At 72.1% G+C, this 12,268-nt stretch carries 8 protein-coding genes; 3 read left to right on the top strand and 5 right to left on the bottom strand.

Features of this window, described 5'->3' with window-relative positions; all coding sequences use genetic code 11:
* Positions 1-92: 92 nt before the first annotated feature.
* Positions 93-1,076 (bottom strand): LacI family DNA-binding transcriptional regulator, encoded by a 984-nt coding sequence (locus tag OG276_RS33460; protein ID WP_266913340.1) that lies wholly within the window; start codon positions 1,074-1,076, stop codon positions 93-95.
* Between the two features lie 370 nt (positions 1,077-1,446).
* Between OG276_RS33460 and OG276_RS33455 the strand changes: the two genes are divergently transcribed.
* Both OG276_RS33455 and OG276_RS33450 read left to right on the top strand, forming a co-directional pair.
* Positions 1,447-2,883: an RICIN domain-containing protein gene (locus OG276_RS33455; RefSeq protein ID WP_266911132.1), complete on the top strand. Its 1,437-nt coding sequence runs from the start codon at positions 1,447-1,449 to the stop codon at positions 2,881-2,883.
* A 178-nt stretch (positions 2,884-3,061) separates the two neighbouring features.
* A complete protein-coding gene (locus tag OG276_RS33450) occupies positions 3,062-5,500 on the top strand; it encodes an RICIN domain-containing protein (RefSeq protein WP_266911130.1) in 2,439 nt (812 codons plus the stop codon).
* 62 nt (positions 5,501-5,562) lie between these two features.
* Here OG276_RS33450 and OG276_RS33445 read toward each other — a convergent pair whose 3' ends face one another.
* Both OG276_RS33445 and OG276_RS33440 read right to left on the bottom strand, forming a co-directional pair.
* A complete protein-coding gene (locus OG276_RS33445; RefSeq protein ID WP_266911128.1) occupies positions 5,563-7,314 on the bottom strand; it encodes a beta-galactosidase family protein in 1,752 nt (583 codons plus the stop codon).
* A 489-nt stretch (positions 7,315-7,803) separates the two neighbouring features.
* Positions 7,804-8,481 carry a uracil-DNA glycosylase gene (locus OG276_RS33440; RefSeq protein WP_266911126.1) on the bottom strand — a complete coding sequence of 226 codons (678 nt, stop codon included), beginning with the start codon at positions 8,479-8,481 and terminating at the stop codon, positions 7,804-7,806.
* A gap of 223 nt (positions 8,482-8,704) precedes the next feature.
* On the opposite strand from OG276_RS33440, the gene OG276_RS33435 reads away from it, so the two are divergent.
* Positions 8,705-9,619 carry a sirohydrochlorin chelatase gene (locus OG276_RS33435; protein WP_266911124.1) on the top strand — a complete coding sequence of 305 codons (915 nt, stop codon included), beginning with the start codon at positions 8,705-8,707 and terminating at the stop codon, positions 9,617-9,619.
* Between the two features lie 117 nt (positions 9,620-9,736).
* Here OG276_RS33435 and OG276_RS33430 read toward each other — a convergent pair whose 3' ends face one another.
* Together OG276_RS33430 and OG276_RS33425 are read right to left on the bottom strand one after the other, a co-directional pair.
* Positions 9,737-10,828 (bottom strand): lactonase family protein, encoded by a 1,092-nt coding sequence (locus OG276_RS33430; protein ID WP_266911122.1) that lies wholly within the window; start codon positions 10,826-10,828, stop codon positions 9,737-9,739.
* Between the two features lie 54 nt (positions 10,829-10,882).
* Positions 10,883-12,040 (bottom strand): nitric oxide synthase oxygenase, encoded by a 1,158-nt coding sequence (locus OG276_RS33425; RefSeq protein WP_266911120.1) that lies wholly within the window; start codon positions 12,038-12,040, stop codon positions 10,883-10,885.
* Positions 12,041-12,268 lie beyond the last annotated feature (228 nt).

The following is a 12,268-nucleotide window of genomic DNA, read 5'->3' as shown; positions in this document are numbered from 1 at the left end:
AGCGCACACCGCCCCGTCCCGTGGGCACGCGCCGACGGCCGCACGCGATGAGGACGCGGCGGCCAGGTCGTCTCTGAAAGTGACGGAATCGGTCAGGCGGGCGGCGGCGCCGTGCTGGCCCGCACCACGAGGGTGGGTTCCACCGCGAGGCGCCGGGGCCCGTTGCCGCGGCGTTCGATCTGCTCCAGCAGCAGGGTCACGCAGTGGCGCCCCACCACGTCGAAGTCCTGGTGCACCGTGGTGAGCGGCGGCTCGAAGAAGGGGGCTTCGGGAACGTCGTCGAAGCCCGCCACGCTGATGTCGCCCGGCACGGACCGCCCGGCTTCATGCATGGCGCGCAGGACGCCCAGGGCCATCTGGTCGTTCGCCGCGAACACCGCCGTGGCGTCGGGGATCTGCACGAGCGTCCGCCCCGCCAGGTAACCCGACTCGGCCGTCCAGTCCCCGTACAGCGTCGGCCGTACCGGGGCGCCGGCCGCGACGAGCGTGCGCTCCCACGCTTCCGCGCGGCGCCGGGCGGCGAAGGAGTCCCTCGGGCCGCTGACGTGGTAGACGGTCCGGTGCCCGAGCTCCAGCAGGTGACCGACCACGCTCTGGGTGCCACGGGCCTGGTCGAAGTCGACGTTCGGGTACTCGTGCCCCGTGTCGCCGTCCGCGACCACCACCGGCATCGTGGGAGGCAGGTGCAGCGACGGCGTGTCGAGCATCTGCGACTCGACCAGCACGATGCCGTCGACCGACTGCAGCATGAGGTGCCGGAAGGCCTGCCGCACGGCGGCCTCGGTCTGCGCCCGGATGCCCATGAAGTTGACCGAGAAGCCCGCCTCCCGCGCCGCGTCCGCGATGGCGCCGAGCGTGCGGGCGTTGCCGTGCGCACCCACGTCGAAGCTGACCACGCCGATCGCGCCGAACTTGCCGGTGACCAGCGCGCGCGCCGCCGCGTTGGGGCGGTAGCCGAGCTCCTGCATCGCGGCCAGCACCTTCGCCCGCGTGGCCTCGTCGACGTTGTCGTGGTTGTTGGCCACGCGCGAGACCGTCTGCGAGGAGACTCCGGCTCGCGCCGCGACCTCCGCCATGGAGGGCCACTTGCGGGGCGGGCGCGAGCGGGGCGTTCTCGTTGCCTTGTCCGCCACGTTCGACCGTCTCCTCCGCGAGGCCTCGCAGGCGCACGCTGATGCACCCCTTCAAGTCATGTTGACGCAAACAGGGTCCCCGGGTCAAAACCCCGGCCTCTTTCGTCCGAATCCTTGACAGGCTCCCGGGCTCCTCCGAAACTTCCGGCTACACCGTGTTTACGAAAACATTACGGAGATCGCGGTGCTCCACACCGTCTGAACGACCGGTCCTCTCCAGGCGCCCCACCTCTCCGGACACCCGGGCGCGGTCGTCCGCCGCGCTGTCCGCGCGGAGCGCCCGGTCCGACGCAACATCACGAGGTATCGCGCCATGCGACTCAAGATCTCCAGGACGGCGGCACTCCTGTGCGCCCTCCTCCTGTCCCTGGTCACCGCCGCGGGCACCGCCCACGCCGCCCCGGTGACCCTCGCCAACGGAACCCAGTTCACCGATCCGGCCGGCAACCCCGTGCACGCCCATGGCGGCGGCGTGCTCAAAGTCGGCCAGTACTACTACTGGTTCGGCGAGGACCGGAACACCGACAACACCTTCCGCTACGTCTCCGCCTACCGCTCCACCGACCTGAAGACCTGGGAGTTCCGCAACCACGTCCTGACCGAAGCCTCCGATCCGGAGCTCGACTGGGCCAACATCGAGCGCCCCAAGGTCGTGTACAACAGCGCCACCCAGCAGTTCGTCATGTGGATGCACAAGGAGAACGGCTCGGACTACGGTGAGGCTCGCGCAGCCGTCGCCGTCTCGTCCTCGGTGGACGGCGACTACACCTGGCGCGGCAGCTTCCGCCCCCTGGGCCACATGTCCCGGGACATCACCACCTTCGTCGACACCGACGGCACGGGGTACATGATCTCCGCCGCCAACGAGAACGCCGACCTGCACGTCTACCGGCTGACCTCGGACTACACGGCCGTGGAGTCACAGGTCCAGCGGCTGTGGCCGGGCAACTGGCGTGAGGCGCCGGCCATGTTCAAGCGCGGGGACGTGTACTTCCTCCTGACCTCCGGCGCCACCGGATGGTCCCCCAACCAGCAGAAGTACGCCACCGCCACCAGCATCAACGGCTCGTGGAGCGACCTGAAGGACGTCGGGGACGGAACGACCTTCCGCAGCCAGACCGCCTACGTCCTTCCGGTCCAGGGCACGAAGGGCACCGGCTACCTCTACATGGGAGACCGCTGGGGCAATTCCATGGGCGGGACGGTCAACGACTCCCAGTACGTGTGGCTGCCGCTCACCTTCCCCACCAGCACCACCATGACCATGGCTTACTCCCCCCAAGTCACCATCGACACGGCGGCGGGGACCGTGAGCGGGATGAACGTGCCGTGGGAGTCCCTGACTTCGCGCATCAGCGGCAAGTGTGCCGACGTGGCGAACTTCGACTCGGCGGACGGGGTCCCGCTGGTCCAGTGGGGGTGCGGGAGCGGTGTGAACCAGCACTTCTGGATCAAGAAGCTGGGCACCGGATACGTCCAGATCATGGCCCGGCACAGCGGCAAGTGCCTCGATGTCGCCGGGGCATCGACGGCGGACGGCGCGCCCGCCGTACAGAACACCTGCAACGGCTCGGCCTCCCAGCAGTGGAAGGTCCGGACGACGGACCTCGCCGGCTACGTCGAGCTCCTCGCCCGGCACAGCGGCAAGTGCCTCGACGTATCGAACTGGTCGACCGCCGACGGAGCCGCCCTCGCGCAGTGGACCTGCAACACGGGCGACAACCAGAAGTGGCGGCGCTCGGCGGTCTGACCGCCGCGCCCGCCGCGCGACCGGCGCGGGGCGGCCGGCGTTCCCTGCCGCCCCGCGTCACCCACGCGCACCTCCCGACCACCGCCCGCGAGGAAGCGTGGCGGCGAGCACCGGACCCGCCCGCCGCCCGCCCCCTCCCCCGGTCCCCCATCCCCCACTCCCCTCGAAGGAGCAGGTCGTGATCCCCACCCGCCATCGAACGGCGACACCCCGCCGCCGGCCCCGGCTCACCGCACGCCTGGCCGCCCTCGGCGCCGCCACGGCCCTCGCCGCCACGGCCGTCAGTGCGGTGGGGCCCGGCTCAGCGCCGGCGAACGCCGCGGAGACCCCCGCCGCGGCACTGACCGTACGGCTCGACCCCGGTTACCAGCATCCGGCCTTCCAGGGATGGGGCACCGCGCTCGCCTGGTTCGCCCACGTCACCGGAGGATGGCCTGCCGCCCAGCGCGACGCGCTCGCGGACGCCCTCTACGGCGCCGACGGCCTCGGCTTCACGATCGCCCGCTACAACATCGGCGGCGGCGACAGCCCCGAGACCGCCCCCTACATGCGGGCCGGCGCGGCCGTCCCCGGCTACTGGAACCGGCCCGGCCCGGAGGCCCCCGACTGGTGGGACCCGAACCGCGCCGACCACTGGAACGCCGGCGCCGACGCGAACCAGCGCTGGTGGCTCACGGCGGCCAAGGCGCGCGGAGCCGGCACCTTCGAGGCCTTCTCCAACTCGGCCCCGTACTTCATGACCAACAGCGGGCTGGCCTCGGGCGCGGTCGACGGCTGGCGGGACAACCTCCGCTCGGATCAGTACGACCGGTTCGCCGCCTACCTCACCGGCGCGCTCCAGCGGGCCCAGTCCGCCACCGGTGTCACCTTCGACTCCCTCTCGCCGGTCAACGAGCCGGACACCGACTACTGGCACGCGGGCGGGCGCCAGGAGGGCTCGCACTGGGACCCCGCCTCCCAGGCCCGCATGATCACGACGCTGCGCGCCGCGCTCGACGCGAAGGGCGTGACGACCCCGATCGCCGGGATGGACGAGACGAACCCGGGGAAGTTCCGGTCCAACTGGGAGTCGTACGCTCCCGCCGTCCGGGACGCGGTGGGCCGGCTCAACACGCACACGTACGGAACGAACGGCCGCACCGGCGTCCGGGACATCGCCAAGGGTGAGACCACACCCCTGTGGATGTCCGAGGTGGACCTCGGCGGCAGCGTCCCCCAGAGCTTCACCTCCATGAGCCCCGCGCTCGACCTGGCCCAGCGCATCAACGACGACATCCGTGAGCTGGAGCCGAGCGCGTGGGTGCTCTGGCAGGCCGTCGAGGACTACGAGAACATGGCGCCCGGCCGCGAGAACTCCAACTGGGGTCTGATACAGACCGACTTCACCCCCGAGGACGCGGCGACCGAACCCCTGCGCAAGAACAAGAAGTACTGGGCGATGGCGAACTACAGCCGCTTCGTCCGCCCGGGCGCGCGCATCGTCAACACCGACGACCCTCAGACACTGGCCGCGGTGCGGCCGGGCGGGAACGGCGTGGTCGTCGTCCACACCAACCCGACGGGCGACGAGCGCGAGGTCACCCTGAACCTCGACGGCTTCCAGACGGCCGCGGCCGGCCCCGTCGAGCGGTGGACCACCGACGCGACCAGGAACCTGCAGCGTGACGCCGACGCGGCGGTGAGCGGCCGGACGCTCAAGGCCACCGTCGGCCCCGGTTCCGTCACCACGTTCGTGCTGCCCACCGTCACCGGCGTGAACGCGTCGGCGACCACCGGGCCCACCGCGACACCGCGCCGGCTGCTCAACGACCACAGCGGCAAGGCGCTCGCCGTCGCCACGGTGGGCGGCAAGAGCACGGTCGTGCAGCGCACCCCGGCCCCGGCGGACAGCGCACAGCAGTGGACCTTCACCAAGCTGTCCGCCACCGACTGGGGAAGCACCGCCGCCCATCGGATCACCAACGCCAAGACCGGCAAAGCGCTCTCCGTCTCCAACGGCACCCTCACCTTCGCGTCACCCGGATCGTCCACCGCTCAGCAGTGGATCCGCTCGACCACGGGCGACGGCCACAGCACCTTGATCAACGTGGCCAGTGGGCGGCTCCTGGACGTCACGGGCGAGTCGACCGCCGACGGGGCCCCCGTCGGGGTCCACCAGCCGACGACCGGCGCCAACCAGTCCTGGGCCCTGGCCTCCGCCGCACCGGACGCCTGGCAGACCCTGTCCTTCCGGCACAGCTCCAAATGTCTCGACGTCAGCGGCGCCGGCACGAACGACGGGGCGGCCGTCGTCCAGTACGGCTGCGCCACCGGGTCCAACCAGCAGTGGTCGCTCCGCTCCACCGGCGGCGGCTACGTGAACGTCGTCGCCCGGCACAGTGGCAAGTGCCTCGACGTGAGCGGGCAGTCCACGGCCGACGGCGCCGAGGTCTTCCAGTACTCCTGCAACGGAGGCCGCAACCAGGAGTGGGCCGTACGGGCCACCGGTGACGGCCACCTCACCCTGACGGCCCGGCACAGCGCCAAGTGTCTTACGGTGAGCGCCGCTTCCACGGCGGACGGCGCGGCCGCGGTCCAGCGGACGTGCGACGGCGGCGCCGCACAGCAGCTGAGCTGAAGCCCGAAGAGCCGGGCCCCGACCGGGAGGTCGGGGCCCGGCTCTCGTCCGTGCCGCCGCGGCTACTCCTCGGTGGGCCCGAGGTCGGCCGCGTCGCGGAAGTGGACCGTACGGGCGCGGTGCGCCGCGTGCAGCTCCAGAACGACGACCTGGTTCGTCCCGGAACGCAGGACCGGCGCCGGCACGTACAGGGAGCGCTGCGGGCCGCGGGACCAGTAACGGCCGAGCGCGAACCCGTTGACCCAGGCGTTTCCCTTGGTCCAGCCGTCGAGGTGCAGGAAGGTGTCGGCGGGGTCGGTCACCTCGAAGCTGCCGCGGTGGAAGACCGGTCCCACGGGCGTCGCCGCGGCGGGCGCGAAGGGCAGGTCCTGCGGGTCGGTGAGCGGGAGCGGCCGGCTGGTCCAGCCCGCGAGCTCCGTGCCGTCGAGGAGGACGGTCCCGAGGAGGCCCTTGCGGTCGTGGATGCCCTGGCCGTAGTTCACGCGGCCCTGGTTCTCGACGAGGACGGTGAGCGTGCTGCCGGCCCCGGGAACCGTGAAGGCGAGGGCGTGCTCGTGGTTCTCCCGCTCCAGGACGCCCACGGGCTGCCCGTCGACGAACACCTGGGCCCGGTCACGGACCCGTTCGACCTCCAGGAGCGCCGGGCCCGCGAGGGGCAGAGCGGTCTCGTACAGGACGAAGCCGAAGTCCTGGCCCAGCTCCTCCATGCCGAGGGGACGGCGCGCCTCGACCGCGGTCCCTAGCATCGCGGCGTGCGTCAGCAGGCCGGCGTTCTGCGTCAGGGCCACGGTTCTCGGGGCGAGTTTGGGGCCGGGCACCGGGACGGGGCCGTCGGGCACGGGAGCGTACTTGGCTATCACGTCGCGGAAGGCGGCGTACTTCGGCGTCGGGTCGCCCGCCTCGTCGAGCGGAGCGTCGTAGTCGTATGAGGTGACGGTGGGCCGATAGGTGTGCTTGTCGTTGGCGCCGTTGGTGAAGCCGAAGTTGGTGCCGCCGTGGAACATGTAGAAGTTCACCGAAGCACCGGTGGCGAGGAGTTCATCGAGTTCGCGGGCCGCCCGATCGGGGTCGCGGACCACGTGGTGCCCGCCCCAGCGGTCGAACCAGCCGATCCAGAACTCCGTGGTCATCAGCGGGCCTTCGGGACGCCGGGCGCGGAGGTCGGCCAAGTGCTCGGCGGAGCGGCTTCCGAAGTTCGCCGTGGCGAGGACGCCGGGGAGGGCTCCGCGCTCCAGGTCGGCGGGCTGGTCGCAGGTGAAGAGGGGCACGTCGACGCCACTGCGGCGCAGGGTTGCGGCCAGGTGCTCCAGGTAGGCGGTGTCGTCGCCGTACGCCCCGTACTCGTTCTCTACCTGCACGGCGAGCACGGGGCCGCCCCGCGAGGCCAGGTACGGCCGGAGCGGGGTGAGGAGCCGGTCGAAGTAGTCGTCGACCGCGGCGAGGAACCGGGGGTCGCGGGAGCGCAGGCGCATGTCCGGCTCCGCGAGCAGCCAGGAGGGGATGCCGCCGCCCTCCCATTCCGCGCAGATGTACGGGCCGGGGCGCAGCAGGACGTACAGGCCCTCCGCCGCGGCGAGGTCGAGGAACCGGGGCAGGTCGAGGCCGCCGTCCAGCGTGAAGCGGTCCGGCCGTGGCTGATGGAGGTTCCAGGGGACGTACGTCTCGACGGTGTTGAGCCCCATGAGCCGGGCCTTGCGCAGTCGGTCCGCCCACTGGTCGGGGTGCACGCGGAAGTAGTGGAGACCGCCGGACAGGAGCCGAAACGGTTCGCCATCGAGGGTGAAGCCGCCCTCGTCGGTCTGGAGAAGAGGCATGGACGGATGCTCCCGTGCTGGGGTGAGGTGCGCTGTCGCGGAACGCGAAGATCCCGGTGCGAGTATGTTTGCGTAAACACGCCATGCCTGGCAAGCCTCCATCGACCCCACTCAGGAGGCTCCGACATGCGCAGGGGGGCCGAACGACCTCGCAACGGCCTCAAGAGCCAACGGATCCGCACGGGCGCGGACGCGCCGCGGTGACGGGTGGCGCACTGATCCACACCGCATGTTTACGTTCGCATGGCCCCGCTGCGCCCAGCCGCGTTCGACGGTTCGAGCCTGAACCTCGACGTCCGGCCGCCGGGACCAGCGGTCACTGCCGCCCGGTCAACGGCTCCGGCGGTCTTCGCGCGGATGTGGAGAGCGACTCGACGGGCGACGGCTTCAGGATCGGCCGGATGCCCAACGGCAGTTCCGCCCGTCAGGAATGCGGTGTCATCGCCCCCGGCCCCGGAGCGCGCTCGCCCGCTGCCGGTCAGGGCCTTTCTACGGCAGTCGCCAGTCGACCGGCTGCGTTCCCTGGCGTACGAGCAAGTCGTTGGCCCGGCTGAACGGGCGCGAACCGAAGAACCCGCGATCGGCCGACATGGGAGAGGGATGCGCCGACTCGATGGCCGGGAGGTCCCCGAGCAGCGGACGCAGGTTGCGGGCGTCGCGGCCCCACAGGATGGACACCAGCGGCGTGCCCCGCGCGGCGAGTGCCCGGATCGCCTGTTCGGTCACCGACTCCCACCCCTTGTCACGGTGTGCGGCCGGCTTGCCGGGCGCCGTCGTCAGGGCCTTGTTGAGCAACAGCACGCCCTGCTTCGTCCACGGGCTGAGGTCTCCGTTGGACGGCCTGGGCAGCCCGAGGTCCGAGTTCATCTCCCGGTAGATGTTCTCCAGACTCCCCGGCAGCCGGCGCACGTCCGGGGCGACGGCGAAACTCAGCCCGATCGCCATCCCCGGCGTGGGGTAGGGATCCTGCCCCACGATCAGCACGCGGACTTCGTCGAAGGGCTGCTGGAAGGCCCTCAGAACATTCGGCCCGGCCGGAAGGTAGGTCCGGCCGGCCGCGATCTCGGCCCGGAGGAAGTCCCCCATGGCCGCGATGCCTCCGGCCACGGGCTCCAGTGCCTTCGCCCAGCCTGCTTCAACGAGTTCATTCAACGGTCGAGGTGCCACAGGGCGTCACTCTACTGGCCCACACCGAAGCACCGCACACGGGCGAGCCCCGGCACACGGGCACACCGCCACTACCATTCCAGGTCGTTCGGCAGGACGAACGACCCGGGGTGACCGAAGGTCTGAACGGTATCTGACATTCCTCGGATAAATACGGACAGATGCCGCCGGAGAAGGCCCTGCCCGAACACCCGGTTTCGATAAACCAGTAGCATGCGGCGCCATGAGCTCCCCCACTGGGCCCGCAAATGGCCTGCCCGTACGAATGCCGCGACCCCGCCAGACCGGACGGCACCGCCGGCCCGAGCCCGCGGTGGCGCCAGAGGGCGCGCCCGCGCTGGTGCTCGCCGTGCCCGGTGCCCCTTCAGCCGCCTCGCGGGGGCTCGCGGAAGAGATCATCAGCATCGGCCGCTCCGAGCTGCCGGGGCTGGACGCCCGCGTCGGTTTCCTCGACGGTGACGACGCCACCGAGTTCCCGTCCCTGTCGGGCGTGCTGAACGCCGTCGCCCACGACCGCGCCGCGCGCGCTGAGGCCGCCCGCGCCGCCGGGCAGGAAGTGCCCGCGCCGACCGGCCCGGACGCCGTGGTCGTGCCGCTGCTGGCCGGCCCCGACGGCGGTCTGCTGCGCCGCATGCGCCAGGCCCTGATGGACTCCTCGGCCGCCGCCGAGCTGGCCGACCCGCTCGGTCCGCACCCGCTGCTCGCCGAGGCGCTGCACGTGCGGCTGTCCGAGGCCGGTCTCGCCCGCGCCGACCGGGCCAGGCTCTTCAGCGTGACCACGGCCGCCGACGGCATCGTCCTGGCCACCACCGGCGGCGAGGAGGCCGTACAGGCCGCGGGCATCACCGGCATGCTGCTGGCCGCCCGCCTCGCCGTGCCGGTGATGGCCGCCGCGCTGGACGAGGAAGGTTCGGTGGCCGCCGTCGCCGACCAGCTCCGCCGCGAGGGTTCGACGCAGCTCGCGCTGGCCCCGTACCTGATCGGCCCGGAGGCCGCCGAGGGACTCCTCGACACCGCCTGCAAGGAGGCCGGCTGCAGCGCCGCCGACGTGCTCGGCGCCTACCCGGCGCTCGGCAAGCTGGCCGTCGCGCAGTACTCCGCCGCCCTCGGCATCACCCAGGGCGCCGCCGCCCACTGATCCCGCCGCTCATGCCGTTGCGTACGAGGGCCCGCGCCCCGGACCGTTCCGAATCGAACGAGCCGGGGCGCGGGCCCTCCTGCGTAACGCGGCTGACCGGCCGACCGGCCCGGGGCGTCAGCCGAAGACCACGCAGGTGGCGGCGGGCACGGACACCGAGCCGGCCCGGCGCGGCTCGCCGGTCAGCTGGTCCACGTCGAACCAGGTGACGTCGCCGGAGCGCTCGTTGGCCGCGTACAGCCGGCGCCCCGACGGGTCGGCCGCGAGATCGCGCGGCCAACTGCCGCCGCACGGCACGGTGCCCGTGAGCAGCGGCTTCTCCGCGCCGCCGGCGAGGGAGAGGGTGGCGATGGTGTCGGCTCCGCGGACGGCCGCCCAGACGAAACGGCCGTCGGCGGAGGCCACCACGGCCGAAGGGTAGGCCGCAGGGGCCCCTGGAGCGCCCGTGGAGGCGACCGGAACCTCGGCGACCGGTTGGAGCTCGCCCGACTCCCCGTTCCAGCGGCAGACGGTCAGCTGCGGCTCCAGCTCGTGCAGTACGTAGACCACCTCGCCGGAGGGGTGGAAGGCGAGGTGCCGGGGGCCGGTCCCGGCGCGCAGCGCGGTCTCGGCGTGCAGGACGGGGGCTCCGGTGGCCGGGTCGAGCGCGCAGACCCGTACCGAATCGGTGCCGAGATCGACGCTGAGCACCCAGCGGCCGCCGCCGGGGGCGGGCAGCACTTGGTGGGCGTGCGGTCCCCGCTGGCGCCCGGCGTCGGGGCCGGAGCCCTGGTGCGCCAGTACGGCGGCGGGTCCCCCGATCGAGCCGTCGGCGGCGAGCGGGAGGCTGCTGACGCTGCCGGAGGTGTAGTTGGCGGTCAGCAGCCGGCGCCCGGCCACGCTGAGGTGGGTGGGGCCGGAGCCGCCGACGGGGACGGTCGCGCCGAGGGGGGTGAGCCCCTCGGCGCTGGTCCGGAAGGCGCCCACGGCGCCCTGTTCGGCCTCGCTCACGGCGTAGAGCACGCCGTTGGCGGGGTCGTGGGCCAGGTACGAGGGGTCCGCGACGGCGTCCGTGGCCGAGAGCGGGGTCAGCGCTCCGGTGGCCGGATCCACGGCCGCGGTGGTGACACCGCGGCCGCCCCCCGAGGTGAACGAGCCGATCCAGGCCCGGTGTCCGCCGCCGTCGGCCGTACGGTCCGTACCGCCCACACCACTGTCCGCGTCGCCCACGGGAGGCCCCTCTCCGCCGTTCCGGATCCGTTCGGAGCGACGGTAACAGAAGGTCTAGACCAAATCCCGTCCCTGGGCCCGTTCCTGGGCTCCGGAATGGTGGACGTAGGCGGTCGAGCTGGGCCGGTCCTCGTACGTGCGGTGGAAGACCGGGGTAGCCGAGCCGGAGATGGGCGGCACGATCCAGGACCAGTCCGCGCCCACGTCGCGGCCCTTGCGCTCCTCCTTCTCCAAGTGCGTCAGGAAGCGCCGGGACTCCGTGTGGTGGTCGGCGATGGTGACCTTGGCCCGGTCGAAGGAGTGCAGCACCGCCCGGTTGAGCTCGACGAGCGCGCGGTCCTTCCAGAGGGAACGGTCGCTGGCGATGTCGAGGCCCATGCGGCGGGCGACCGCGGGCAGGAGGTTGTAGCGGTCGGTGTCGGCGAGGTTGCGGGCGCCGATCTCGGTGCCCATGTACCAGCCGTTGAAGGGCGCCGCCGGGTAGTGGATGCCGCCGATCTCCAGGCACATGTTGGAGATCGCGGGTACGGCGTGCCAGCGCAGGCCCCAGTCCGACCAGCCGTCACCGCCGGCCGCTCCGTCGGGGTGCTCGATGGGCACCTCCAGCACCGCGTCCGGGGGGACGTCGAACCAGCGGGGTTTGTCGTCGACCCCCTGCACGACCAGCGGAAGGAGGTCGAAGGGGGTGCCGGGGCCGCGGGACCAGCCCAGCGCGAGCAACGCGCTCGTGAGCTCGGCGTTGCGGGCGTCGCCGACGGTTATCGAGGGGTGGTCGCCGTAGCCGGCGTACCGGACCAGTTGCTCGCTCCAGATGACCGGGCCGGGACGGTCCGGGGCGTCGGGGGCGAAGACCGTGATGGTGGGCCGGACCCGGCCGCCGTTGGTGGCCTCGCGCAGGTGCTCGAAGCACTCTTCCGCGATCCCGTCGGCGTCGGTGAGCCCGCGGCGGTCGCGGACCCGCAGCGAGTTCCAGTACAGCCTGCCTATGCAGCGGTTGCTGTTGCGCCACGCGACGCGGGCGCCGTGCTCCAGTTCCTCGGGAGTGTGCCGGTACGTGCCCGTCTCGGCGATCTCGGCCCGTACGGCGGCGAGCCGCTCGCGCGGATCACCCGCGCCCGCACTGCCGGCCTGCTCCCTGTGGAACAGTCGGATGAACTCCTCGGCCGCTTCCCACACCTGAGCGGTGCTGGAGCACTCTTGAAGTATTTCCATTCCGGGCGGTTACCCCCTGTCCGATCCGACCAGGTCCACCCCGCGCGCCGGGTAGCGGCGCCATGCCGGATGAATGTGCAATGAACAATCACCCGTTGTACACGTCGCAGGTCAGCGGCGTGTGGAAGGCGCGCCCGGAACACTCCTCCGTGTGATCTTCATCGATCGGCCTGCGGACGGGACATGGGGGGACGTACCATCCGCGGCAGCTTCGGGCGCTCGGTAGAC

Origin of the sequence: Streptomyces sp. NBC_00086 (assembly GCF_026343255.1) — a bacterium.
Classification (GTDB): domain Bacteria; phylum Actinomycetota; class Actinomycetes; order Streptomycetales; family Streptomycetaceae; genus Streptomyces.
This window is presented reverse-complemented; position numbering and strand designations above follow the sequence as displayed.

Bases quoted from the DNA above. Each gene is read 5' to 3' on its own strand.
- OG276_RS33460 (WP_266913340.1), bottom strand. From the start codon at position 1,076: ATGGCGGAGGTCGCGGCGCGAGCCGGAGTCTCCTCGCAGACGGTCTCG.
- OG276_RS33455 (WP_266911132.1), top strand. From the start codon at position 1,447: ATGCGACTCAAGATCTCCAGGACGGCGGCACTCCTGTGCGCCCTCCTC.
- OG276_RS33445 (WP_266911128.1), bottom strand. From the start codon at position 7,314: ATGCCTCTTCTCCAGACCGACGAGGGCGGCTTCACCCTCGATGGCGAA.
- OG276_RS33435 (WP_266911124.1), top strand. From the start codon at position 8,705: ATGAGCTCCCCCACTGGGCCCGCAAATGGCCTGCCCGTACGAATGCCG.
- OG276_RS33425 (WP_266911120.1), bottom strand. From the start codon at position 12,040: ATGGAAATACTTCAAGAGTGCTCCAGCACCGCTCAGGTGTGGGAAGCG.